Source organism: Dethiobacter alkaliphilus AHT 1, from assembly GCF_000174415.1.
In the GTDB taxonomy this organism is placed as follows: domain Bacteria; phylum Bacillota; class Dethiobacteria; order Dethiobacterales; family Dethiobacteraceae; genus Dethiobacter; species Dethiobacter alkaliphilus.
The window spans coordinates 159,970-180,360 of the sequence record NZ_ACJM01000006.1 but is presented as its reverse complement, the minus strand read 5'-3'; the positions used below and the strand labels follow the sequence as shown (position 1 = coordinate 180,360).

The window sequence follows — 20,391 nt, the reverse complement described above, 5'->3', positions numbered from 1 at the left end:
AGCTTTCATCCGATATCTGATCTCCGATCTCCGACCTCTGTCTTAGAAGGGAGGATTTGTGATGCCGAAAGTAGCTTTATATAACACAGCGGGCGAACAGCAGGGCGAGATTGAACTTTCCGAGGCAGTTTTTGCCAGCAAAGTAAATGAAGCCGCCATGCACCAGGCTGTGCTTGCTTATCTGGCTAACCAGCGGCTGGGCACAGCAAAGACAAAAGACCGCACCGAAGTCAGAGGCGGCGGCCGCAAGCCCTGGCGCCAGAAAGGCACCGGCCGGGCCCGGCACGGTTCCATCCGCTCACCCATTTGGCGCGGCGGCGGAATTACCTTTGGCCCCGACGGACGACGCAACTATAAGCAGTCTCTGCCCAAGAAAATCAGAAGACTGGCACTTAAGTCAGCTCTGACCAGCAAAGTTAACACCGGTTCACTGATCGTTTTGGATCAGTTGGCCATGGATGCTCCAAAGACCAAGGAAATGGTGCAGGTGCTGAACAATCTCAACACCGGTCGCAAAGTGCTGATCATCACCGATACCCCACAGGAGAACGTGATTAAGTCTGCACGCAACATTCCGGGAGTTAAGACCACCAGCACCAACCAGCTGAACGTCTATGACATCCTGAACACCGACAACCTGGTGATTACACGGGATGCCGTGGTCCAGGTGGAGGAGGTATTCGCCTGATGCGAGACGCCAGAGATATTATCAAAAAGCCACTGATTTCCGAAAAGTCCACCATGATGATGGAAGAAATGAAGTATGCTTTCCAGGTGGACCCCGGTGCAAACAAAGTGGAAATTAAAAAAGCCATTGAGGAACTCTTTAAAGTTAAGGTTAAAGACGTAAACACCATTCGTATGCAAGGTAAGATGAAGCGGATGGGCATGCATACCGGTCGGCGCCCCAACTGGAAAAAAGCTGTAGTTACCCTGGAAGAGGGCAGCAAACCGATCGAAATCTTTGAAGGCCTGTAATCCAGGAAGGAGGGAGAAAACCCATGGCAGTGAAGAAGTTTGTTCCCACCTCTCCGGGACGCCGTTTTATGACCGTAAATACTTTCGAGAAAATCACCACGGATCAGCCTGAAAAATCCTTGCTGGCACCGCTGAAAAAGAAAGCGGGCCGCAATGCAACAGGCCGGATTATGGTCCGGCATCAGGGTGGCGGCCATAAACGTAAGTACCGGATTATCGATTTTAAACGCGACAAAGAGGGCATTCCCGCCAAGGTCGCAACCATTGAGTACGATCCCAACCGTTCTGCAAACATTGCTCTTCTCCACTATGCAGACGGCGAAAAACGCTACATCCTGGCCCCCGTGGGCGTAACCGTAGGGACACCGATCCTCTCCGGTGAAAGCGCCGACATTAAGCCCGGAAACGCCATGCCCTTAAAGGCAATTCCCGTGGGTACTTTGATTCATAACATCGAGCTGAAGGTAGGCAAAGGCGGCCAGTTAGTTCGTTCCGCCGGAGCTGCAGCCCAGCTGATGGCCAAAGAAGGTAAGTATGCCCACGTACGCCTGCCGTCCGGCGAAGTTCGCCTGATTTCCCAGGAGTGCAGAGCCACCATCGGCCAGGTAGGAAACCTTGAACACGAAAACATTACCATTGGTAAAGCGGGCCGTTCCCGCTGGTTGGGTAAGCGTCCCACCGTTCGCGGTGTTGTGATGAACCCCAACGATCACCCCCACGGTGGTGGTGAGGGTAAGGCTCCCATTGGTCGTAAGAGCCCGGTTACCCCTTGGGGTAAACCAACCTTAGGTTATAAAACACGCCAGAAGAACAAAAAGTCCGATCAGTACATTGTAAGGCGTCGGACTAAGTAGATGTTCCGAAAGGAGGTCGCAAAGACTTGTCCAGGTCTCTGAAAAAAGGCCCCTATATTGAAGAGAAGCTGCTGGCCAAAATCCAGCAGATGAATGAGAAGAACGAGAAGAAAGTAATTAAGACATGGTCCCGTCGTTCCACCATTTTTCCGGAAATGGTCGGACACACACTGGCGGTCCATGACGGCAGAAAGCATGTGCCCGTCTATATAACTGAGGATATGGTCGGTCATAAGCTTGGTGAATTTGCCCCAACCCGGACGTATCGTGGCCATGGTGGCCATACCGAACGGTCCACATCGCTTAAATAAGGAGGGATTCCCGTGGAAGCAAAAGCTGTTGCTAAGTATATTAGAATGTCCCCGCGGAAGGCCCGCCTGGTGGTGGACCAGATACGCGGCAGGAACGCCCAGGAAGCAATGGCGATCCTGAAGATGACTCCCAACAAGCCGGCAGAACCCATCTACAAAGTACTGCACTCTGCCGTGGCTAATGCGGAGCATAACTATGAAATGAACAAAGATAATCTCTATGTGGCGCAGGCCTTTGTTGATCAGGGCCCGGTCCTGAAGCGTTTCCGTCCGCGGGCACGCGGCATGGCCAGCCGGATCCGCAAGCCAACCAGCCACATCACAATCGTCCTCAGGGAAAATAAGGAGGGATAAGTCCGTGGGTCAAAAGGTTAGTCCTGTCGGCTTTCGAATTGGCGTTATCCGCGACTGGGAAGCCAAATGGTATGCCGATAAAAACTATACGGATCTCCTGCATGAGGATATGAAGATCCGTAAAGCCATTGTCAAGCACTTGAACAACGCCGGTGTTTCCAAAGTTGAAATTGAGCGTGCTGCCAACCGTATTCGTATTTCTATTCATACAGCCAAGCCCGGTATCGTAATCGGTAAAGGTGGCTCCGGTGTGGAAGAGCTGCGCAAGAAGTTGGAAAAGCTCACCGATAAAAAACAGGTGCACATTAACATTGTGGAGATTAAGAGACCGGAGTTGGATGCTACTCTGGTGGCAGAAAGCATTGCCAACCAGCTAACTAAGCGGATTGCATTCCGCCGTGCCATGAAGCAATCCATTTTCCGTACCATGCGCGCCGGCGCCAAAGGCATCAAAGTGATGATCAGCGGCCGCCTGGGCGGTGCAGAAATTGCCCGTACTGAATCAAATCACGAGGGAACCGTTCCCCTGCAGACCTTACGTGCCGATATCGATTACGGCTTTGTTGAAGCTGATACAACCTATGGTAAAATAGGCGTAAAAGTCTGGATTTATAAAGGGGAGGTCCTTCCGACCAAGCAAAAACAGGAAGGAGGGAACCAGAATGCTGATACCAAAAAGAGTTAAGTACCGCAGGCAGCATCGCGGACGCATGAAAGGTAAGGCTCAGGCCGGTAACACCATCGCTTTCGGTGAATATGGTCTGCAGGCTCTGGAGCCCGCCTGGATTACCAATCAGCAGATTGAGTCCGCCCGTATTGCCATGACCCGTTACATCAAGCGGGGCGGTAAAGTTTGGATTAAGATTTTTCCCGATAAGCCGGTAACGGCAAAGCCCGCTGAAACCCGCATGGGTAGCGGTAAAGGTTCCCCCGAATTTTGGGTGGCCGTAGTTAAGCCGGGTCGGATTCTCTTTGAATTGGCCGGCGTACCGGAAGAAACTGCCCGGGAAGCCATGCGCCTTGCTGCGCACAAACTTCCCATTAAAACGAAGTTCGTTATGCGTGCTGAGACTGGTGGTGAAGGTCATGAAAGCTAATGAGTTGAAGGAATTCAGCGACGTGGAACTGGTGGGCAAACTTGCCGAGTTAAAAGAAGAGCTTTTTAATCTGCGCTTTCAAATGGCCACCGGACAATTGGAAAACCCAATGCGTATCCGGGAAGTCCGCAAGAATATTGCGCGGGTTAAGACCGTTCAACGTGAACGCGAACTGAATGTAAATTAAGCTACAACGCTTTATTGCAAGTGTATCCGAAAGGAGGCAAAGCTCTTGGAGCGAAACAATCGTAAGACTCGTATCGGTCGTGTTGTCAGCGATAAGATGGAAAAGACGGCCGTCGTCTCCGTCGAACGAACCACTCGCCATCCTCTGTATGGAAAAATTGTCCGTACATCCACTAAATATAAAGTGCATGACCCGGAGAATTCCTGCGGAATCGGCGATAAGGTCCGCATTATGGAAACCAGACCTCTTAGCAAAGATAAAAGATGGCGCTTGGTCGAGGTTCTGGAAAGATCACAATTATAGAGGTCAGAAGTCAGAGGTCAGAGCTCGGATGAGAGCATAATAAAACTGCTTTAATTTATAGCAGGAGAGCCCGACATCCGACATCCGGCACCCGACATCTGGTTTAAAGGAGGTTTGACGATGATTCAGCCCCAAACTTACCTGGCTGTAGCCGACAACTCCGGCGCCAAGAAGATTATGTGCATTAAAGTTCTCGGCGGTTCAACCCGGAAGTCCGGCAACATCGGTGACGTAATTGTGGCTTCTGTTAAAGAAGCAACGCCCGGCGGAGTTGTCAAAAAAGGTGAAGTGATTAAAGCTGTCATCGTCCGTACCCGTAAAGGATTGCGGCGAGGCGACGGCTCTTATATCAAATTCGATGAAAACGCTGCCGTTTTGATTAATGAGCAGAAGAACCCGCGCGGTACCCGGATTTTCGGACCGGTGGCCAGGGAACTGCGTGACAAGGATTATATGAAAATTGTATCACTGGCACCGGAAGTGATCTAAGCGCCAAGGAGGTGCATCATCGAAGTGGCTAAGCTCCATGTTAAAAAAGGAGATAAGGTTCTGGTCCTGTCCGGCAAGGACAAGGGCAAAGAAGGTAAAGTCATTAGCGCTCTGCCTGCAGAGGGCAAAGTGATTGTCGAAGGCGTAAATATTGTCAAGAAGCACACTCGTGCACAGCAGCGTGTGCAGGCCGGCATCCATGAACAGGAAGCGCCAATTTACAGCGATAAAGTCATGGTGGTTTGCCCCAGCTGCAAAAAAGCCTCGCGGATTAAGAAGAACGTCGCAGCAGACGGCTCCCGCAACCGGGCTTGCAGGAAGTGCGGCGAATCCCTCGACAAGTAGCCGGAAAGGAGGTAACAGTGTTATGGCTCGCTTAAAAGATAAATATCTAAACGAAGTACGGCCAGCTTTAATGGATCGTTTTCAATACAAGAACGTTCTGGAGGCCGCCCGCCTGGATAAGGTTGTTATCAATATGGGTGTGGGTGAAGCCAAGGATAATCCCAAGGCTTTGGACGCAGCCGTAAATGACATGACACTCATCGCAGGCCAGCGCCCCGTTATTACCAAGGCGAGAAAATCGGTGGCCAGCTTTAAAATCCGTGAAGGCATGTCCATTGGTTGCAAGGTGACCCTTCGCGGCCAAAGAATGTATGAATTCCTGGATAAACTGTTAAACGTGGCACTGCCCCGTGTACGTGACTTCCGTGGTGTTTCCCCCAAGTCTTTCGACGGTCGCGGGAATTACTCCCTGGGACTCCGTGAGCAGCTAATCTTCCCGGAAATTAACTATGATCAGGTGGAAAAAGTACGCGGCATGGACATCATTATCGTGACCACCGCAAATACCGATGAAGAAGCACGGGAATTATTGCGGGAGTTAGGCATGCCGTTTAGAACTGCATAACTAAACAATAAAGGAGGGGAAAAAGTGGCCAAGAAATCTATGATTGCCAAGGCAAACAGGACCCCCAAATTTGAAGTGCAAGGCTATAACCGTTGCAAATTGTGCGGCCGTCCCCGCGCGTACCTGCGCAAATTCGGTATGTGTCGCCTTTGTTTCCGTAAGCTTGCCCATGAAGGGAAAATCCCCGGCGTGAAAAAAGCCAGCTGGTAAACGGGGATTGGAGAGAAAGGAGGTTCGATTGCAATGACCATGACGGACCCAATTGCCGATATGCTAACTAGAATTCGCAATGCAAATATGGTGCAGCATGATACGGTAACCATTCCCGGTTCCAAAATCAAGGTTGCCATTGCCGAAATTCTTAAGCAAGAAGGTTTTATTAAAGATTATGAATTCAAAAAAGATGATAAGCAGGGAACCATTAAGGTTTACCTCAAATACGGATCTAACCGCGAAAAGGTCATTTCCGGTTTAAAGAGAATCAGCAAGCCGGGGCTGCGTGTCTACGCACAGAAAGACGAACTGCCCAAAGTACTGGGTGGTCTCGGCGTCGCCGTCATTTCCACCTCACAGGGGATTATGACCGACAAGACCGCACGTAAAAACGGCGTCGGCGGCGAAGTTCTCTGCTACATCTGGTAAGGGAGGGAAAGACATGAGCCGCACCGGTCGTAAACCGATTCAACTGCCTGAGGGCGTTGAATTCAGTAAAAAAGATAACGTGGTGACTGTTAAAGGGCCGCTGGGACAACTGCAGCGAGAAGTGCCCGGCATAGTCAACATTGATGTGGAAGATAACCAGATTATTGTTAGCCGCAACTCAGACAGCAAAGTAGAGCGCTCCATGCATGGTCTGACACGGACTCTGGTGGCCAACATGGTGGAGGGAGTTACCCAAGGTTTCTCCAAAACACTGGAATTGGTGGGCGTTGGATACCGTGCCAACAAGCAAGGCGACACTTTGGTACTCTCTGTAGGGTACTCCCACCCTGTTAACGTTACACCGCCCGCTGGCGTCCAGATTGAAGTCCCCGCTCCCACAAAGATTATTGTGAAGGGGATTGACAAGGAAGCCGTCGGCAGCCTTGCCGCCAACATTCGTGCTTACCGTGAGCCCGAACCTTATAAGGGTAAAGGGATCAAGTACGAAAACGAGCGCATTCGCCGCAAAGTGGGTAAAACTGGTAAGTAATTTTGCAGGAAAGGGAGGGATAAGGTATGATTACCCGTCAGGATAAAAACGTTGCCCGGAAGCGCAGACATTTCCGAGTCCGTAAGAAAATTTTCGGAACCCCTGCTATTCCGCGTCTCAACGTGTTTCGTTCTCAGAAACACATTTACGCACAACTGATTGACGATGAAGGCGGCATCACGCTTCTTTCCGCCTCCAGCCTTGATCCGTCCGTCCGGGAAGGAAAAAGCACCGGTGCCACCAAAGAAGCCGCCCGTCAGGTAGGCGCTCTGGTAGCCAAGAAGGCACAGGAAAAAGGCATCAAAGAAGTTGTGTTTGACAGAGGCGGCTATCTTTATCACGGACGTGTTAAAGAGCTGGCCGAAGGAGCCCGCGAAGCAGGGCTGGAGTTTTAGCGTAAAGGAGGGAAAATAACGCGTGGATAAATTTGATCCCAACAAGGTGGAATTGACTGAGAAAGTCGTGAAGATAAACCGGGTTGCCAAAGTTGTTAAAGGCGGCCGTCGCTTTAGCTTCTCTGCCCTGGTTGCCGTAGGTGACGGTAACGGCCATGTCGGAACAGGCATGGGTAAAGCAGGTGAAGTTCCCGAAGCGATTCGTAAAGCCATCGAAGATGCGAAAAAGAATATGATCGAAGTCCCACTTGTGGGTACCACCATTCCCCATACGGTGACAGGTGTCTACGGAGCAGGCCGCGTACTGTTAAAACCGGCTTCCGAAGGTACCGGTGTTATCGCAGGCGGACCGGTTCGCGCAGTATTGGAATTAGCCGGTGTGCGCGACATCCTCACCAAATCACTCGGTTCTGCCAATGCCATTAACGTGGTCAACGCTACCATGGAAGGCCTCACCAGCCTGAAAAGAGCTGAAGAGGTAGCAAAGCTGCGGGGCAAAACGGTGGAAGAGTTACTAGGGTAGGAGGAACAAATATGGCTAAACAGGTACGAATTACGTTGATCAACAGCCCCATTGGGCGCCCTGAAGACCAGAAAGCAACGGTAAAGGCTTTAGGCTTGAAAAAGCTGAACCAGGTCGTTGAACATGGCGATACACCTCAAATTAGGGGTATGATTAACAAGGTTTCCCACCTCGTCAAAGTAGAAGAAGCCTAAGGAGGTGTAGTGATATGCGATTGCATGAACTCAAGAGCCCAAAAGGGGCGCGGAAAGCCAAGAAACGGCTGGGCCGCGGCATCGGTAGCGGGCTGGGTAAAACTTCCGCCCGTGGCCAGGACGGCCAGAACTCTCGTTCCGGCGGCGGTGTACGTCCCGGCTTCGAAGGCGGCCAGATGCCACTGCAGCGTGCTTTGCCCAAGCGGGGCTTTACCAGTATCTTCAAGAAAAACTATAACGAAATCAATGTTTCCCGTCTCAACATCTTTGCCGACGGAGCAGAAGTTACTCCTGAACTCTTGAAACAGGAAGGCCTGATTAAATCCCTGAAAGACGGGGTACGGATTTTAGGTAACGGTGAACTGGAACGTTCTCTTACTGTGAAAGCCCAAGGTTTTTCCAAAACTGCTGCGGACAAGATTCAGGCAGCCGGCGGCAAAGTTGAGGTGATCTAAATGCTTGAGACAATGCGCAGTGCCTGGAAAATCAAAGAGCTGCGGCAGCGAATTATCTTCGTTCTGTTAATGCTGGTGGTTTACCGACTCGGCGCGCACATCCCGGTTCCCGGTGTGGATCCCACATTGATTGCAGATATGTTCCAGGGGGATAACCTGTTCGGTCTGTTCAATGTGTTTGCCGGGGGTGCTTTGGAGCAGTTTACGGTATTTGCCATGGGCATCATGCCCTACATTAACGCCTCAATCATAATGCAGCTTTTGACCGTGGTTATCCCTAAGCTGGAGCAGCTGGCCAAGGAAGGTCCGGAAGGCCAGAAGGTTATGCAACAGTATGTCCGCTTCGGCACCATCGGTCTGGCATTTATCCAGGCAACCGGTATGACTGTAGGAATTTTCCGCGGTGCGGTGGTGGATCCCAACTGGTTTACCTACCTCACCATTATTATCACCTTAACTGCAGGAACCGCATTTCTGATGTGGCTGGGTGAGCTGATTAATGAACGGGGAATCGGCAATGGTATCTCCATTATCATTTTTGCCGGTATCGTTTCTCAGTTTGGCCCCGGCCTTACTGAGTTAGTTACATTCCTGCAAATCGGGGAGATAAACATCTTTACGGTGATTGCCACCATCCTGATTATTCTGGCTCTGATTGTGGGCATCATCGCCCTGGAAGAAGGCCAGCGCCGCATCCCGGTGCAGTATGCCAAGCGGGTTGTGGGCCGTAAAATGTACGGTGGCCAGTCCACCCATATCCCCATGAAAGTCAACCAGTCCGGTGTTATTCCCGTGATTTTTGCCTCAGCTCTGCTGATGTTTCCCGCTACGGTGGCCCAGTTTATCGATACCCCGTTCTTTAGGGGCGTTGCCGCAGCGTTTGCACCGGGTGCGTGGTTGCATACCATTTTGTACGTTCTGTTGATTCTTTTCTTCGCCTACTTTTACACGGCGATTCAGTTTGACCCCATGAAGATTTCCAACGACATGAAGAAAAACGGCGGCTTTATACCGGGGTTACGTCCCGGTCGCCCCACGGCCGAATTTTTGGCCCGTGTTTCCACCCGCCTGACTCTGGCCGGTGCCATCGCTTTGGCGTTTATTGCCACCGTCCCCGTCATCCTGCAAATCGTCTTTAACATCAACGTTATCTTTGGCGGTGTAGGCATGATCATCGTGGTGGGTGTGGTCCTGGAGACAATGAAACAAATCGAAAGTCAGATGATGATGAGAAATTATCAAGGCTTTATGAAATAACGGAGGTCGGCATGATCACCATTAAGTCAGAACGGGAGCTGGAGCTAATGCGCCGCGCAGGCCGCGTGGTGGCAGAAGTACTGCGGGAGATGGAAAAGGCTGTTCGCCCCGGGATTACCACTCTTGAGCTGGACAGAATCGCCGAGCGCCATATTCGTAGAGCCAACTGCACCCCTGCTTTCAAAGGCTACCACGGATTCCCCGCCTCCATTTGTGCCTCGGTCAACGAGGAAGTGGTGCACGGAATCCCCAGCCTGCGCAGGCTAAAAGACGGTGACATCATCAGCATCGATGTGGGCACTGTTTATCAGGGCTATTACGGTGACGCTGCCGCCACATTTCCAGTGGGAGATGTGGCCCCGGAAGCACTTGACCTGATTCGGGTCACCAAGGAGTCGCTTCGTCTGGGCATAGCTCAGGCCGTGGAAGGGAACCACCTCACGGACATTTCCCACGCTGTGCAAACGTATGTGGAGGAAAACGGCTTTGCCGTTGTTCGCAATTACGTGGGACACGGCATCGGTAACCAGATGCATGAAGAGCCCCAGGTCCCCAATTTCGGTAAGCCGGGTCGTGGCCCGCGGCTGCAGGCCGGTATGGCCTTGGCCATCGAGCCCATGGTAAATACCGGAACCTGGCAGGTGGAAACACTGCAGGATAACTGGACGGTTGTCACCCTGGACCGTAAATGGTCCGCCCATTTTGAGCATACGGTGGCCATCGGTAAAGTTCCGGAAATCCTTACCGCTCTGGGAGACTCTTAAATGTTTACCGGGAGAATCCTGACAAGTAATTGGGGAGGTTGGAAGAATGGCTCAACCCCTTAAACTGGGAACACTGGTCCATTCGCTTGCAGGCCGTGATGCCGGGGAACATTACCTGGTAGTCGGCATCCTGGAACCCAATCATGTCCTGGTTGCCAATGGTTTAAATCGACCCCTGAAAAGCCCGAAGAAGAAAAATCTCCGTCATCTGCAGGCACGCCAACAAAGCCCGGATGTATTGGCTAAGAAAATACAGCGGCGCAAGGCGCGCGATGAGGAGATTGCCGGGGCGATTCGTGAAATGACTGGAAACAGCCATTTTCGGGGAGAAAGGGAGGGAAATGAACCTGATGTCAAAGAAGAAAGATGTCATTGAGGTGGAAGGTACGGTCATCGAACCTCTGCCGAACGCAATGTTTCGTGTGGAGCTAAAAAACGGACATAAGGTACTGGCCCATGTTTCGGGAAAAATTCGCATGCACTTTATCCGAATCCTCCCAGGGGACAGGGTTTTGGTGGAATTATCTCCGTACGACCTAACACGTGGGCGGATAACCTACCGATATAAGTAGACGCCAAGAAGGAGGTTTTGGGATGAAAGTCAGACCATCTGTGAAACCGATTTGCGAAAAATGCAAAATCATCAAGCGTAAAGGCAAAGTCATGGTGATCTGCGAGAACCCGAAGCATAAGCAAAAACAGGGTTAACTTTGCATAAAAGGCTAAATTTTGGAAATAATATCTGTTTGTGAAAAGAAAGCGAGGTGCACATCCTATGGCAAGGATTGCCGGAGTCGATCTGCCGCGCGAAAAGCGCGTGGAAATTGCGCTTACCTATATTTATGGGATCGGCCGCAAGACGTCACAAGACATCCTGTCACAGTCCGCCGTGAATATGGACACCCGTGTCCGTGACTTAACGGAGGATGAAGTTAACAGGCTGCGCGAATATATTGACAAGAATTACAAGGTGGAAGGCGACCTGCGCCGTGAAGTGGCCATGAACATCAAGCGTTTGATGGAGATTGGCAGCTACCGCGGCATTCGCCACCGCAGAGGATTGCCGGTGCGTGGGCAGACTACCAAGAATAATGCCCGCACCCGTAAAGGCCCGAAGCGCACCGTTGGTGTAAGGCGCAAAAAGTAAGCTAAGTTAGGGGGGAAATTCCTTGGTAGCACGCAAAAAAGCAGCACGCCCCAGAAGGCGTGAGCGTAAGAATATTCAACATGGTGTGGCCCATATCTTCTCCACATTCAATAATACTCACATCACCATTTCTGATTTGCAGGGCAACACCATTTCCTGGGCCAGTGCCGGCGCCGTCGGTTTCAAAGGCTCCAGGAAGTCCACACCGTTTGCGGCTCAGATGGCAGCGGATAATGCCGCCAAAGCCGCTATGGAACATGGTTTGAAAGAAGTAGAAGTTTTCGTTAAAGGTCCCGGTTCCGGCCGTGAAGCAGCGATTCGTTCCCTGCAGGCCGCCGGTCTGGAAGTTAACCTGATTAAAGATGTTACACCTATCCCGCATAATGGCTGCCGTCCACCAAAACGGCGCAGAGTTTAACCTAAGGAGGTGCAGTTTTTTGGCACGTTACACAGGATCAGTCTGTAGGCAGTGCCGCCGTGAAGGCTTAAAGCTTTATTTAAAAGGCGAGCGCTGCTATACCGAAAAATGTGCTGTGGATCGCAGAGCGTATGCCCCTGGCCAGCACGGCCAGCGTCGTCGCGGCAAAGTATCTGAATACGGCCTACAGCTCCGTGAAAAACAGAAGGCCCGCCGTACCTACGGTGTGCTGGAAAGTCAGTTCCACAAATATTTCAAAGAGGCAGATCGCCGCAAAGGCATCACCGGTGAGAACCTGCTGCAAATTCTGGAGTCCCGCCTGGACAATGTGGTTTACCGCATGGGCTTTGCCCTTTCCCGTCCGGAGGCCCGCCAGCTTGTGAAGCATGGTCACTTTACCGTAAACGGCCGCAAGGTAGACATTCCGTCTTACCAGGTTCGTCCCGACGATGTGGTGGCTGTCCGGGAAGCAAGCCGTGACAAGGGTCGCTTTAAGGACCTGGCCGAGTTAATGCGGACTCAGGGCACCATGGAATGGGTAAATGTGGATCGGGAAAATCTTGCCGGCAAAGTATTACGCCTGCCGACCCGCGAAGAAATCGATATCCCCATTGCTGAGCACCTCATCGTCGAGCTTTATTCCCGTTAATCCCTGAGGAAAAACGAAGTACCCTCGCGTTTGGTAATGGAATCGAGAAGGAGGGTTTAGAACCTTGATTGAAATCGAGAAGCCCAGAATTGAGCGTGTCGACAGCAATGAAGACAATACTCATGGTACGTTTGTAATTGAGCCTCTGGAGCGTGGCTACGGCATAACTCTCGGCAATGCATTACGCCGGATTTTGCTGTCTTCACTGCCCGGAGCCGCTGTAACCAATGTGAAAATTGAAAATGTGCTCCATGAGTTTTCCACCATCCCCGGCGTTCTGGAAGATACCACTGAAATTATCCTAAACCTGAAGCAACTGGCGATGAAAATTCACAGTGACGAGCCGCAGACCCTGGTGGTTGTGGCTGCAGGCCAGGGCGTGGTAACCGCAGGCGATATCAAGCTTCCCGCCGATGTGGAAGTCCTGAATCCGGATATGCACATCGCCACGCTGGAAGAAGGCGGACGGCTCTATATGGAGCTCACCGCCGTCAACGGCCGCGGTTATGTTCCCGCAGAACGTAACAAGGAACCGGGCCAGCCCATCGGTGTCATTGCTGTGGATTCACTCTTTGCGCCTATCCAGCGAGTAAACTATAAGGTGGAAAACACCCGCGTAGGGCAGCATACCGACTATGATAAGCTGACCATGGATGTCTGGACCGACGGCAGCATCCGTCCCGACGAAGCCATCAGCCTGGGAGCCAAAATCCTTTCCAAGCATCTGGGCCTCTTTGTTAACCTTACAGAAAAGGTTGATGAAGTGGAAATCCTGGATGAGAAGGACGAGGACGACAAGACCAAGGTAATGGAAATGACCATTGAAGAACTGGATTTGTCTGTTCGCTCTTACAACTGCCTGAAGCGGGCAGGAATCAATACCGTGCAGGAATTGGTGAACAAGAGTGAGGACGAAATGATGAAAGTTCGCAACCTTGGTAAGAAATCTCTCGAGGAAGTTCAGCATAAGCTGGAAGAATTACAACTGAACCTGCGCGACAACGAGTAAAGGAGGGAGAAGCCATGGTTTTACGCAAATTCGGCCGTCGCAGCGACCATCGCCGCGCCATGCTGCGCAACCTGGTCACATCCATGATTCTCGCCGAAAAAATTGAAACCACGGAAGCCAAAGCCAAACAAATCCGTAGCATTACCGAAAAGATGATTACTCTCGGCAAGCGCGGCGACCTGCATGCAAAGCGTCAGGCAATGAGCTACATGCTGGATGAAACAGCAGTAAAGAAGCTCTTTGATGAAATCGCCCCGCGTTATGAAGAGCGTCAGGGCGGGTACACCCGCATCCTGAAGCTTGGACCCCGCCGTGGTGATGCAGCGCCGATGGCTATCCTGGAATTGGTATAAGAAATAAACAAAGATCAGAAGAAAATCGACATTAAATCGTCGATTTTCTTTGTACTTAAACCTTTTTCGGCATCTGCGGTAAGTGGGGAGTTGAGTCGATGGAAATTATCCGCACAACAAATTTGGGGTATTGCTATGAAAATGATGAAAACGGAGACGCGTGGGCTCTTCGCGGCGTAGACCTCAGCATACAAGAAGGTGAGTTTGTGATGATTCTGGGCCCCAACGGCTCAGGAAAATCTACTCTGGCCAAACACTTTAACGCCCTGCTGTTACCCTCCGAAGGAGAGGTGCAGGTAATGGGCCAATCCACCGCCAACGCAGCTGATCACTGGCAGATTCGCCAACGTGCCGGCATGGTTTTTCAGAACCCGGATAATCAGATAGTAGCCACCACCGTGGAAGAAGATGTGGCCTTTGGCCCGGAAAACCTGGGAATACCCTCGGCGGAGATTCGCGGTCGGGTGGATGAAGCGCTACAGGCGGTGGGCATGACCGCCTTTTCCCGCCATGCACCGCATCTGCTCTCCGGCGGACAGAAACAGCGGGTGGCCATTGCCGGTGTTATTGCCATGCGTCCCCGCTGCCTGATACTGGATGAACCCACCGCCATGCTGGACCCCCGCGGCCGGCGGGAAGTACTGGAAACTGTACAACGGTTAAACAAAGAGGAAGGCATTACCGTTATCTATATCACACACTTTATGGAAGAAGCTGTGGCTGCAGACCGGGTGGTAATTATGGAGCAAGGCAGCATTGTCTTAGATGCCAAACCGCGCGAAATCTTCCAACAAACGGATAAACTGCGCGCCATTGGCCTGGATGTACCGCCGGTGGCGGAATTGGTGCAGGATTTGCAGCAGGCCGGAATTGATATTCCCTCGGATGTGATGACGGTGGATGAACTGGTGGAGAGGTTATGCTCTTAAAACTGGAAAATGTCAATTACACCTATATGCCCGGCACCCCGTTTGAAACGGCGGCCCTAAAAAATGCTAACCTGGAAGTGGAGCAGGGCGAATATCTGGCTGTAATCGGTGAGACCGGCTCCGGTAAGTCTACCCTGGTCCAGCACCTAAACGGGCTTTTGCGCCCCACCACGGGCCGCGTACTGCTGGAGGGCAGGGATGTGACGGAAAAAGGCGAACTGGCCGCTCTGCGGCGCAGGGTAGGGCTTTTGTTTCAGTTTCCCGAACATCAGCTCTTTGAAGAGACGGTCTATGCCGATGTGGCCTTTGGCCCCAAAAACCTGGGCCTGACAGAAGAAGAGGTAAAAGAGCGGGTGGAGAAAGCACTGACTCTGGTGGGCCTTGACTCCCGGGAGATTGCCCGGCGTTCACCCTTTTCCCTCTCCGGCGGTCAGATGCGCCGGGTGGCCATGGCCGGCGTCTTAGCCATGGAACCGGATGTCATTATCCTGGATGAACCGGCAGCAGGATTGGATCCCCGCGGCAAAGGGGAGATCTTTGACCAGGTTGATAAGCTCCACACCCAGCACGGCCTCACCGTTGTGCTGGTGTCACACAGCATGGAGGATGTGGCCAGCCGGGCAGGCCGCCTGGTGGTTCTGGCCGACGGCGAAATTAAAACCTCCGGCACTCCGGCGGAAGTTTTTGCCGATGCTCTTACCCTGGAGAATATGGGGCTGGCTCTGCCGCAGATGGCCATCCTGATGCACAGGCTGCGCCAGGCGGGCAAAGATGTGCCCACCGATATCTTTACCGTCCCCGCAGCCAAAGAAGCCATCCTGGCCATGCTGGGAGGAAACAGAAAATGAGTATGTTCAAAAGTATCACCATCGGTCAGTTTATCCCCGGCAATTCAGTTTTGCACCGTCTTGATCCCCGAGCCAAGTTTATTGCTCTTATCATCTTTATCGTCAGCATATTTGCGGTACAGAGCTTTCTGGGCTATCTGGCCCTGGCAGGAATCCTTTTTGCCCTGCTCTTAACTTCAGAGCTGCCGCTGCCCTACTTCTTTCGCGGCCTGCGGCCGGTGTATTTCATCACCCTTTTTACCCTGTTGGTCCACTTTTTCATGACCCGGGGCGGGGAAGTGCTTTTGCAGATCGGACCCCTATCCATAGAATCTCAAGGCGTATATCTGGGCTTCTTCATGGTTTTTCGCATTATCTTTCTGGTGGTATCCACATCACTTCTGACCCTTACCACCTCACCCATTGCTTTAACAGACGGGCTGGAATACCTGATGAAACCCTTAACTAAAATCGGTGTGCCGTCCCATGAAATTGCCATGATGATGACCATTGCGTTGCGCTTTATCCCCACCCTGATGGAAGAAAGCGAAAAGATTATGAAAGCGCAGATGGCCCGCGGTGCTGACTTTACCAGCGGCAGTGTTTTTAAACGGGCCAAGAACCTGGTGCCGCTTTTGGTGCCCCTCTTTGTCTCCGCTTTTCGCCGGGCCGACGATTTGGCGGTGGCCATGGAAGCGCGCTGCTACCGCGGCGGTGAAGGGCGCACGCGCCTGCGGGAGTTGGTGGCGGCGCCACGGGACTACGCCGCCATTGCTACAAGCACGGTAATTCTTGTGGGACTGATTTTGCTTGGAATCTAAGTGTGCAAAGGGGGGTACTCTTTTGCCAAATATTAAACTGACCCTGGGATACGACGGCACCGGCTATCACGGTTTTCAGCTGCAAAAAAACGCCGTCACCGTTCAGCAAAAACTGGAAGAAGCCATTGAAAAGGTAATGGGTCAAAAAGTGCGCATCACCGCCTCCGGCCGCACCGACACCGGCGTTCATGCCACAGGACAGGTGATTAACTTCTTTGCCCAAACCGGGATTCCGCCCCAAAGAATTCCCCATGCCTTAAATGCGGTGCTGCCCCGAGACATTGTTATCTATGCAGCAGAAATTGTTTCCGACTCTTTTCATGCCCGCTTTGATGCGGTGGGCAAAACATACACCTACACCATCGATAACGGAGCACACCCGCAGGTCCTTTCGCGCCATCATGCTTATCATGTCCGCTTTCCTTTGGATGCTAACCTGATGAAACAGGCGGCGGCCACGCTGCAGGGCAAACATGATTTTACTTCCTTTATGGCCAGCGGCAGTTCGGTAAAAACCACGGTCCGTAATCTGTACCGCCTGGATGTGGAAATTAATTGGCCCTACATTACCATCACCGCAGCCGCCGACGGGTTTCTCTATAACATGGTGCGCATTATTGCCGGCACGTTGATAGAAGTGGGCCGCGGCAAACGTGACCACAATCTGGGCCCGGTAATTGACGCCAAAAACCGCCATCGGGCCGGCTGGACCGTCCCGGCGCATGGCCTGGTGCTGCGTGAGGTAGAATACAACAAGAAATAACGGTTGTCTACTAGTTTTGCTTGACAGTGACCGACAGTTTGTTATAAAATATCTTTGTGTCAAATCGTCGTTTCCTGCCCCGTTAACGGCGCTTTGCCCAGAGCTTTTTGAGCAAGGAGGGAAAACATGCGTACCACTTATATGCCCAAAGCCGGCGAAATCGAACGCAAATGGTATATCGTTGACGCAGCCGGTAAGCCGTTGGGTAGACTGGCTACTGAAGTTGCCCGCATTTTACGCGGCAAACATAAACCCATTTACACACCCAGCGTTGATACCGGTGATCACGTCATCGTCATTAACGCTTCTGATGTTGTACTGACCGGTAAGAAAGCCGAACAGAAATTTCATTACCGTCACTCCGGTTATGCCGGTGGGATTAAAAAGGTTTCTTACGGCACACTGCTGGCCACCAAGCCCGATCGGGCTGTAATGCTGGCGGTAAAAGGAATGCTCCCCCATAATCGCTTGGGCCGGGCAATGCTGAAAAAGGTCCGTATCTACGGTGGAAGCGAGCATCCGCACGAAGCCCAGCAACCCGAAGTATGGGAATTTTAGGGTAGAAGGGAGGAAACTTGAGTGGCACAAGCCCAATATTACGGTACCGGCCGCAGAAAGAACGCTGTAGCCCGCGTTCGTCTGGTTCCCGGTAACGGACAAATTACTATTAACGACAGAGACATTGACACCTATTTCGGTCTGGAGACGCTGAAGCTGATCGTTCGTCAGCCGCTGAAACTGACAGAAACCGGTGAAAAATTCAACGTAATTGCAAGAGTAGAGGGCGGCGGCACCACCGGCCAGGCCGGTGCAATCCGTCACGGTATCGCCCGTGCTCTCTTAAAGACCGAAGGAGGTTACCGTCCCGCTTTGAAAAGCGCCGGTTTCCTGACCCGTGACCCGCGTATGACGGAACGGAAGAAGTACGGTCTGAAGAAAGCAAGACGCGCACCCCAGTTCTCCAAGAGATAATAGGGTGTTTGATAAATTTTCTAAAACAAAAATCACCAGTTCTGTGCAAGCATGGACTGGTGTTTTTGTATTCACTGCGGAGGAACTCTATGAGTACACAACAGCTGACAGCGGGAGCAAAAAAAGCCATACCCATCGTGCTGGGCTATTTACCTTTAGGCTTTGCCTACGGAGCGCTGGCCAGCCTGGCCGGCATCAGCCTGCCCTTCATCGTTATGATGTCGGTGGTGGTCTTTGCCGGCAGCGCCCAGTTTATCTCGGTGAGCATGCTGGCCGCCGGCGCCGGCGCCGCCTCCATTGTGGCCACCGTGTTTTTGGTGAACCTGCGCCATCTTTTAATGAGCGCCTCCATCTCCACCTACCTGCAGAAATTTCCCCGGAAATCTCTGCCCTTGCTCTCCTTTTGGCTCACCGACGAAAGCTATGCGGTGGGCTGCTGTGAACTAAATGAAGGGGAAAAAAGCCACCTTTATATGCTGGGCCTCTTTGGCACAGCGTACGCCGGCTGGGTCAGCGGCAGCGCCTTAGGCGGAATATTTGGCGGTTTCTTCACCAGCACCAACGCAGTTTTGACCATGGAATATGCCCTTTATGCCATGTTTATCTTCTTACTAGTCATACAGCTTACCGAGAAGAAACTGCTAATGGCCGCGTTAGTCTCCGGTGCCCTTTCGCTCTTATTTTACCTCTATATTCCCGGCACCTGGTACATCATGCTGGCCACAATGACAACGGCAACGTTAGGGGTGATGGTGGAAAAATGGAAAGGATAATGCTGATTATCTTAGGGATGGCGGTGGTAACCTACCTGCCCCGCTTCTTACCCATGTATGTGCTGACCCGCCTGGAAATCCCGCAAATCGTCATCGACTGGCTGCGCTACATCCCGGTGGCGGTCCTGGCCGCCCTCATCGTCCCCGGCATCCTCACCGCCGACCGCCAAATCCACCTCACCCTAAACAACGCCTACCTCCTGGCCAGCATCCCCGCCTTCCTTGTAGCCTGGCGCTCCAAAAACATGATGTTCACCGTCACCATCGGCATGGCCGTAGTCCTCATCCTCCAACACCTCTAAGCACCCCCACTTCCCTGGGGGTCAGGTTTAATGTTATTAATCATTTTAAGACAAAGAGGACCCTCTGCGAGGACAGGCAGGTGATTTTGTCTCACGTGGACAGAGGGACAGGTTTATTTGTCCACTTTTCTCCATGCGACACGGTGCCTTCCTCAGGATATCTGCTTTAATAGTGCCGCCATTAATAAATTCTTAGAAATGCCGAAAATAATACTGCCCTCCAGCTGTACCGCATATATCTTTATAAAGGGATATACAGGCTATAAGGAGGGCTTTTTATGATGTCCTATGGCATGTGGTTTGGAGCAATACTTATGAATTTGTTTGGTCTGGTAGTACTGGTATTTGTGGTTTACCTGCTGGTGAGAGCACTGGACCGAAATAGCACAAAGCAACGCACGGAAAATAAACTGACGGAAAAATCTCTGCAAATCCTGGATGAGCGCTACAGCAAAGGTGAAATTGACGATGAGGAGTACCTGCGCAAAAAAAAGAATCTGCTGGAATAACCTAAAACACCGCAACTGCGGTGTTTTAGGTTAATTATATACAAAAAATTAATGATGACTTGTCTCCATAGAATCTACATATAACTATGATACAATCGCTGTAACAAGACAAAAGGAGGTTTATCCATGATGTGGTACGGTCACGGGATGTGGTTTGGAGGAATTCTGATGATGCTGTTTTGGATAGTATTGATTGCAGCCATTGTTTATTTTGTGGTTAAAGCGCTGAGTGGTAATGACAAGCGCTCGGATAAATCACTGGAAATATTGGATGAGCGCTACAGTAAAGGTGAAATAGATGATGAAGAATACCTGCGCAGGAAAAAGAATCTGTTAAAGTCAAAATAGAGAAAAAAATTCAACTGTATATTATCCTCCTCAAGGTAAAAAATAAACATACAAAAGTATGAGGAGGGCTGACTTTTGGCTGGAAATACATTCATGGTTGGGAACTTAAAGGTAACAAAGAAAGTAGAACAAGACCAGATTGACGCTTTTGTCCAAACTCTCCCCCCGGATCAAAAAGCGGATGTCAAAGATGTGATCATGGCTTTGCACGAAGAAGGCCTGATTGACATCGAAGAGACCCAACAGTAAAAAGCCCCCACTAACCAAGAGACGCGTAATTGCGCGTCTCTTTTTTTGGGTCAGGCCCG

Annotated in this window: 40 protein-coding genes; all 40 read left to right on the top strand. The window is 51.5% G+C overall.

The genetic code is table 11. The features are described from left to right. The first annotated feature begins 61 nt into the window (after positions 1-61). Complete coding sequence (rplD, locus tag DEALDRAFT_RS07500) at positions 62-688, top strand: 50S ribosomal protein L4 (protein ID WP_008516330.1); 627 nt, start codon at positions 62-64, stop codon at positions 686-688. Further along, positions 688-978 carry a 50S ribosomal protein L23 gene (rplW, locus tag DEALDRAFT_RS07495; RefSeq protein ID WP_008516327.1) on the top strand — a complete coding sequence of 97 codons (291 nt, stop codon included), beginning with the start codon at positions 688-690 and terminating at the stop codon, positions 976-978. The genes rplD and rplW overlap by 1 nt, the downstream gene beginning before the upstream one ends. A gap of 23 nt (positions 979-1,001) precedes the next feature. Next, positions 1,002-1,832 (top strand): 50S ribosomal protein L2, encoded by an 831-nt coding sequence (rplB, locus tag DEALDRAFT_RS07490; protein WP_008516325.1) that lies wholly within the window; start codon positions 1,002-1,004, stop codon positions 1,830-1,832. A gap of 26 nt (positions 1,833-1,858) precedes the next feature. Further along, on the top strand, positions 1,859-2,143 hold the full coding sequence (rpsS, locus tag DEALDRAFT_RS07485; RefSeq protein WP_008516323.1) for a 30S ribosomal protein S19: 285 nt from the start codon (positions 1,859-1,861) through the stop codon (positions 2,141-2,143). 12 nt (positions 2,144-2,155) lie between these two features. After that, positions 2,156-2,497 (top strand): 50S ribosomal protein L22, encoded by a 342-nt coding sequence (gene rplV, locus DEALDRAFT_RS07480; protein ID WP_008516320.1) that lies wholly within the window; start codon positions 2,156-2,158, stop codon positions 2,495-2,497. Between the two features lie 4 nt (positions 2,498-2,501). Further along, a complete protein-coding gene (rpsC, locus tag DEALDRAFT_RS07475; protein WP_008516318.1) occupies positions 2,502-3,182 on the top strand; it encodes a 30S ribosomal protein S3 in 681 nt (226 codons plus the stop codon). Continuing rightward, positions 3,160-3,594 carry a 50S ribosomal protein L16 gene (gene rplP, locus DEALDRAFT_RS07470; protein WP_008516317.1) on the top strand — a complete coding sequence of 145 codons (435 nt, stop codon included), beginning with the start codon at positions 3,160-3,162 and terminating at the stop codon, positions 3,592-3,594. The genes rpsC and rplP overlap by 23 nt, the downstream gene beginning before the upstream one ends. Beyond that, the gene (gene rpmC / locus DEALDRAFT_RS07465) at positions 3,584-3,781 is read left to right on the top strand and encodes a 50S ribosomal protein L29 (RefSeq protein WP_008516315.1); all 198 of its coding nucleotides are present in this window, start codon (positions 3,584-3,586) and stop codon (positions 3,779-3,781) included. The genes rplP and rpmC overlap by 11 nt, the downstream gene beginning before the upstream one ends. A 45-nt stretch (positions 3,782-3,826) precedes the next feature. After that, on the top strand, positions 3,827-4,084 hold the full coding sequence (gene rpsQ, locus DEALDRAFT_RS07460; RefSeq protein WP_008516313.1) for a 30S ribosomal protein S17: 258 nt from the start codon (positions 3,827-3,829) through the stop codon (positions 4,082-4,084). Positions 4,085-4,204: 120 nt separating this feature from the next. After that, positions 4,205-4,573 carry a 50S ribosomal protein L14 gene (rplN, locus tag DEALDRAFT_RS07455; RefSeq protein ID WP_008516311.1) on the top strand — a complete coding sequence of 123 codons (369 nt, stop codon included), beginning with the start codon at positions 4,205-4,207 and terminating at the stop codon, positions 4,571-4,573. A gap of 15 nt (positions 4,574-4,588) precedes the next feature. After that, positions 4,589-4,918 (top strand): 50S ribosomal protein L24, encoded by a 330-nt coding sequence (rplX, locus tag DEALDRAFT_RS07450; RefSeq protein ID WP_040378658.1) that lies wholly within the window; start codon positions 4,589-4,591, stop codon positions 4,916-4,918. Positions 4,919-4,940: 22 nt separating this feature from the next. After that, a complete protein-coding gene (gene rplE / locus DEALDRAFT_RS07445; protein WP_008516308.1) occupies positions 4,941-5,483 on the top strand; it encodes a 50S ribosomal protein L5 in 543 nt (180 codons plus the stop codon). A 24-nt stretch (positions 5,484-5,507) separates the two neighbouring features. Then, positions 5,508-5,693: a type Z 30S ribosomal protein S14 gene (locus DEALDRAFT_RS07440; RefSeq protein ID WP_008516305.1), complete on the top strand. Its 186-nt coding sequence runs from the start codon at positions 5,508-5,510 to the stop codon at positions 5,691-5,693. 33 nt (positions 5,694-5,726) lie between these two features. After that, positions 5,727-6,125: a 30S ribosomal protein S8 gene (gene rpsH, locus DEALDRAFT_RS07435; protein ID WP_008516301.1), complete on the top strand. Its 399-nt coding sequence runs from the start codon at positions 5,727-5,729 to the stop codon at positions 6,123-6,125. Positions 6,126-6,138: 13 nt separating this feature from the next. After that, positions 6,139-6,675, top strand: coding sequence for a 50S ribosomal protein L6 (rplF, locus tag DEALDRAFT_RS07430; RefSeq protein ID WP_008516299.1), 537 nt, complete (start codon positions 6,139-6,141; stop codon positions 6,673-6,675). Between the two features lie 26 nt (positions 6,676-6,701). Continuing rightward, positions 6,702-7,070: a 50S ribosomal protein L18 gene (gene rplR, locus DEALDRAFT_RS07425; RefSeq protein WP_008516297.1), complete on the top strand. Its 369-nt coding sequence runs from the start codon at positions 6,702-6,704 to the stop codon at positions 7,068-7,070. Positions 7,071-7,092: 22 nt separating this feature from the next. Further along, positions 7,093-7,593: a 30S ribosomal protein S5 gene (rpsE, locus tag DEALDRAFT_RS07420; RefSeq protein ID WP_008516295.1), complete on the top strand. Its 501-nt coding sequence runs from the start codon at positions 7,093-7,095 to the stop codon at positions 7,591-7,593. Positions 7,594-7,604: 11 nt separating this feature from the next. Then, entirely contained in the window at positions 7,605-7,787 is a 183-nt protein-coding gene (gene rpmD, locus DEALDRAFT_RS07415) for a 50S ribosomal protein L30 (RefSeq protein WP_008516294.1), read from the top strand. Positions 7,788-7,801: 14 nt separating this feature from the next. Next, positions 7,802-8,242 (top strand): 50S ribosomal protein L15, encoded by a 441-nt coding sequence (gene rplO / locus DEALDRAFT_RS07410; RefSeq protein ID WP_008516292.1) that lies wholly within the window; start codon positions 7,802-7,804, stop codon positions 8,240-8,242. Continuing rightward, entirely contained in the window at positions 8,243-9,499 is a 1,257-nt protein-coding gene (gene secY, locus DEALDRAFT_RS07405; RefSeq protein WP_008516290.1) for a preprotein translocase subunit SecY, read from the top strand. 11 nt (positions 9,500-9,510) lie between these two features. Beyond that, positions 9,511-10,263 (top strand): type I methionyl aminopeptidase, encoded by a 753-nt coding sequence (gene map / locus DEALDRAFT_RS07400; protein ID WP_008516289.1) that lies wholly within the window; start codon positions 9,511-9,513, stop codon positions 10,261-10,263. A 46-nt stretch (positions 10,264-10,309) separates the two neighbouring features. Continuing rightward, positions 10,310-10,639 (top strand): KOW domain-containing RNA-binding protein, encoded by a 330-nt coding sequence (locus tag DEALDRAFT_RS07395; RefSeq protein ID WP_008516287.1) that lies wholly within the window; start codon positions 10,310-10,312, stop codon positions 10,637-10,639. Further along, entirely contained in the window at positions 10,614-10,835 is a 222-nt protein-coding gene (infA, locus tag DEALDRAFT_RS07390) for a translation initiation factor IF-1 (protein ID WP_008516285.1), read from the top strand. The genes DEALDRAFT_RS07395 and infA overlap by 26 nt, the downstream gene beginning before the upstream one ends. A gap of 22 nt (positions 10,836-10,857) precedes the next feature. Beyond that, entirely contained in the window at positions 10,858-10,971 is a 114-nt protein-coding gene (rpmJ, locus tag DEALDRAFT_RS07385) for a 50S ribosomal protein L36 (protein WP_008516283.1), read from the top strand. Between the two features lie 67 nt (positions 10,972-11,038). Continuing rightward, positions 11,039-11,410 (top strand): 30S ribosomal protein S13, encoded by a 372-nt coding sequence (gene rpsM / locus DEALDRAFT_RS07380; protein ID WP_008516280.1) that lies wholly within the window; start codon positions 11,039-11,041, stop codon positions 11,408-11,410. A gap of 22 nt (positions 11,411-11,432) precedes the next feature. Further along, positions 11,433-11,828 (top strand): 30S ribosomal protein S11, encoded by a 396-nt coding sequence (rpsK, locus tag DEALDRAFT_RS07375; RefSeq protein ID WP_008516278.1) that lies wholly within the window; start codon positions 11,433-11,435, stop codon positions 11,826-11,828. A gap of 19 nt (positions 11,829-11,847) precedes the next feature. Further along, a complete protein-coding gene (rpsD, locus tag DEALDRAFT_RS07370) occupies positions 11,848-12,477 on the top strand; it encodes a 30S ribosomal protein S4 (RefSeq protein WP_008516277.1) in 630 nt (209 codons plus the stop codon). 64 nt (positions 12,478-12,541) lie between these two features. Continuing rightward, positions 12,542-13,486: a DNA-directed RNA polymerase subunit alpha gene (locus DEALDRAFT_RS07365; RefSeq protein WP_008516275.1), complete on the top strand. Its 945-nt coding sequence runs from the start codon at positions 12,542-12,544 to the stop codon at positions 13,484-13,486. A 14-nt stretch (positions 13,487-13,500) separates the two neighbouring features. Next, complete coding sequence (rplQ, locus tag DEALDRAFT_RS07360) at positions 13,501-13,839, top strand: 50S ribosomal protein L17 (RefSeq protein WP_008516273.1); 339 nt, start codon at positions 13,501-13,503, stop codon at positions 13,837-13,839. A gap of 98 nt (positions 13,840-13,937) precedes the next feature. After that, positions 13,938-14,768 carry an energy-coupling factor transporter ATPase gene (locus tag DEALDRAFT_RS07355; protein ID WP_008516272.1) on the top strand — a complete coding sequence of 277 codons (831 nt, stop codon included), beginning with the start codon at positions 13,938-13,940 and terminating at the stop codon, positions 14,766-14,768. After that, positions 14,759-15,616, top strand: coding sequence for an energy-coupling factor transporter ATPase (locus DEALDRAFT_RS07350; protein ID WP_008516271.1), 858 nt, complete (start codon positions 14,759-14,761; stop codon positions 15,614-15,616). Before DEALDRAFT_RS07355 ends, DEALDRAFT_RS07350 begins: the two co-directional genes overlap by 10 nt. Before the next feature lie 2 nt (positions 15,617-15,618). After that, on the top strand, positions 15,619-16,416 hold the full coding sequence (locus DEALDRAFT_RS07345) for an energy-coupling factor transporter transmembrane component T family protein (RefSeq protein WP_040378705.1): 798 nt from the start codon (positions 15,619-15,621) through the stop codon (positions 16,414-16,416). Between the two features lie 22 nt (positions 16,417-16,438). Continuing rightward, positions 16,439-17,179 (top strand): tRNA pseudouridine(38-40) synthase TruA, encoded by a 741-nt coding sequence (gene truA, locus DEALDRAFT_RS07340; protein ID WP_008516269.1) that lies wholly within the window; start codon positions 16,439-16,441, stop codon positions 17,177-17,179. 126 nt (positions 17,180-17,305) lie between these two features. Beyond that, the gene (gene rplM, locus DEALDRAFT_RS07335; RefSeq protein ID WP_008516268.1) at positions 17,306-17,737 is read left to right on the top strand and encodes a 50S ribosomal protein L13; all 432 of its coding nucleotides are present in this window, start codon (positions 17,306-17,308) and stop codon (positions 17,735-17,737) included. A 21-nt stretch (positions 17,738-17,758) separates the two neighbouring features. Continuing rightward, positions 17,759-18,151 carry a 30S ribosomal protein S9 gene (gene rpsI / locus DEALDRAFT_RS07330; RefSeq protein WP_008516267.1) on the top strand — a complete coding sequence of 131 codons (393 nt, stop codon included), beginning with the start codon at positions 17,759-17,761 and terminating at the stop codon, positions 18,149-18,151. A gap of 89 nt (positions 18,152-18,240) precedes the next feature. Then, entirely contained in the window at positions 18,241-18,924 is a 684-nt protein-coding gene (locus tag DEALDRAFT_RS07325; RefSeq protein WP_008516266.1) for an AzlC family ABC transporter permease, read from the top strand. Continuing rightward, positions 18,912-19,226: an AzlD domain-containing protein gene (locus DEALDRAFT_RS07320; RefSeq protein ID WP_040378656.1), complete on the top strand. Its 315-nt coding sequence runs from the start codon at positions 18,912-18,914 to the stop codon at positions 19,224-19,226. Before DEALDRAFT_RS07325 ends, DEALDRAFT_RS07320 begins: the two co-directional genes overlap by 13 nt. Positions 19,227-19,504: 278 nt before the next feature. Beyond that, positions 19,505-19,735 carry an SHOCT domain-containing protein gene (locus tag DEALDRAFT_RS07315; RefSeq protein ID WP_008516264.1) on the top strand — a complete coding sequence of 77 codons (231 nt, stop codon included), beginning with the start codon at positions 19,505-19,507 and terminating at the stop codon, positions 19,733-19,735. 126 nt (positions 19,736-19,861) lie between these two features. Then, the gene (locus DEALDRAFT_RS07310) at positions 19,862-20,083 is read left to right on the top strand and encodes an SHOCT domain-containing protein (protein WP_008516263.1); all 222 of its coding nucleotides are present in this window, start codon (positions 19,862-19,864) and stop codon (positions 20,081-20,083) included. Positions 20,084-20,158: 75 nt separating this feature from the next. Next, positions 20,159-20,332, top strand: coding sequence for a hypothetical protein (locus DEALDRAFT_RS16875; RefSeq protein ID WP_008516261.1), 174 nt, complete (start codon positions 20,159-20,161; stop codon positions 20,330-20,332). Positions 20,333-20,391: the final 59 nt, after the last annotated feature.

What these genes read in the sequence shown, in the direction of transcription:
- rplD (WP_008516330.1), top strand. Translation starts at nt 62, where the DNA reads ATGCCGAAAGTAGCTTTATATAACACAGCGGGCGAACAGCAGGGCGAG.
- rplW (WP_008516327.1), top strand. Translation starts at nt 688, where the DNA reads ATGCGAGACGCCAGAGATATTATCAAAAAGCCACTGATTTCCGAAAAG.
- rplB (WP_008516325.1), top strand. Translation starts at nt 1,002, where the DNA reads ATGGCAGTGAAGAAGTTTGTTCCCACCTCTCCGGGACGCCGTTTTATG.
- rplP (WP_008516317.1), top strand. Translation starts at nt 3,160, where the DNA reads ATGCTGATACCAAAAAGAGTTAAGTACCGCAGGCAGCATCGCGGACGC.
- rpmC (WP_008516315.1), top strand. Translation starts at nt 3,584, where the DNA reads ATGAAAGCTAATGAGTTGAAGGAATTCAGCGACGTGGAACTGGTGGGC.
- rplN (WP_008516311.1), top strand. Translation starts at nt 4,205, where the DNA reads ATGATTCAGCCCCAAACTTACCTGGCTGTAGCCGACAACTCCGGCGCC.
- rplE (WP_008516308.1), top strand. Translation starts at nt 4,941, where the DNA reads ATGGCTCGCTTAAAAGATAAATATCTAAACGAAGTACGGCCAGCTTTA.
- rpsH (WP_008516301.1), top strand. Translation starts at nt 5,727, where the DNA reads ATGACCATGACGGACCCAATTGCCGATATGCTAACTAGAATTCGCAAT.
- rplF (WP_008516299.1), top strand. Translation starts at nt 6,139, where the DNA reads ATGAGCCGCACCGGTCGTAAACCGATTCAACTGCCTGAGGGCGTTGAA.
- rplR (WP_008516297.1), top strand. Translation starts at nt 6,702, where the DNA reads ATGATTACCCGTCAGGATAAAAACGTTGCCCGGAAGCGCAGACATTTC.
- rpmD (WP_008516294.1), top strand. Translation starts at nt 7,605, where the DNA reads ATGGCTAAACAGGTACGAATTACGTTGATCAACAGCCCCATTGGGCGC.
- rplO (WP_008516292.1), top strand. Translation starts at nt 7,802, where the DNA reads ATGCGATTGCATGAACTCAAGAGCCCAAAAGGGGCGCGGAAAGCCAAG.
- secY (WP_008516290.1), top strand. Translation starts at nt 8,243, where the DNA reads ATGCTTGAGACAATGCGCAGTGCCTGGAAAATCAAAGAGCTGCGGCAG.
- map (WP_008516289.1), top strand. Translation starts at nt 9,511, where the DNA reads ATGATCACCATTAAGTCAGAACGGGAGCTGGAGCTAATGCGCCGCGCA.
- DEALDRAFT_RS07395 (WP_008516287.1), top strand. Translation starts at nt 10,310, where the DNA reads ATGGCTCAACCCCTTAAACTGGGAACACTGGTCCATTCGCTTGCAGGC.
- infA (WP_008516285.1), top strand. Translation starts at nt 10,614, where the DNA reads ATGTCAAAGAAGAAAGATGTCATTGAGGTGGAAGGTACGGTCATCGAA.
- rpmJ (WP_008516283.1), top strand. Translation starts at nt 10,858, where the DNA reads ATGAAAGTCAGACCATCTGTGAAACCGATTTGCGAAAAATGCAAAATC.
- rpsM (WP_008516280.1), top strand. Translation starts at nt 11,039, where the DNA reads ATGGCAAGGATTGCCGGAGTCGATCTGCCGCGCGAAAAGCGCGTGGAA.
- rplQ (WP_008516273.1), top strand. Translation starts at nt 13,501, where the DNA reads ATGGTTTTACGCAAATTCGGCCGTCGCAGCGACCATCGCCGCGCCATG.
- DEALDRAFT_RS07355 (WP_008516272.1), top strand. Translation starts at nt 13,938, where the DNA reads ATGGAAATTATCCGCACAACAAATTTGGGGTATTGCTATGAAAATGAT.
- DEALDRAFT_RS07350 (WP_008516271.1), top strand. Translation starts at nt 14,759, where the DNA reads ATGCTCTTAAAACTGGAAAATGTCAATTACACCTATATGCCCGGCACC.
- DEALDRAFT_RS07345 (WP_040378705.1), top strand. Translation starts at nt 15,619, where the DNA reads ATGTTCAAAAGTATCACCATCGGTCAGTTTATCCCCGGCAATTCAGTT.
- rplM (WP_008516268.1), top strand. Translation starts at nt 17,306, where the DNA reads ATGCGTACCACTTATATGCCCAAAGCCGGCGAAATCGAACGCAAATGG.
- DEALDRAFT_RS07325 (WP_008516266.1), top strand. Translation starts at nt 18,241, where the DNA reads ATGAGTACACAACAGCTGACAGCGGGAGCAAAAAAAGCCATACCCATC.
- DEALDRAFT_RS07320 (WP_040378656.1), top strand. Translation starts at nt 18,912, where the DNA reads ATGGAAAGGATAATGCTGATTATCTTAGGGATGGCGGTGGTAACCTAC.
- DEALDRAFT_RS07315 (WP_008516264.1), top strand. Translation starts at nt 19,505, where the DNA reads ATGATGTCCTATGGCATGTGGTTTGGAGCAATACTTATGAATTTGTTT.
- DEALDRAFT_RS07310 (WP_008516263.1), top strand. Translation starts at nt 19,862, where the DNA reads ATGATGTGGTACGGTCACGGGATGTGGTTTGGAGGAATTCTGATGATG.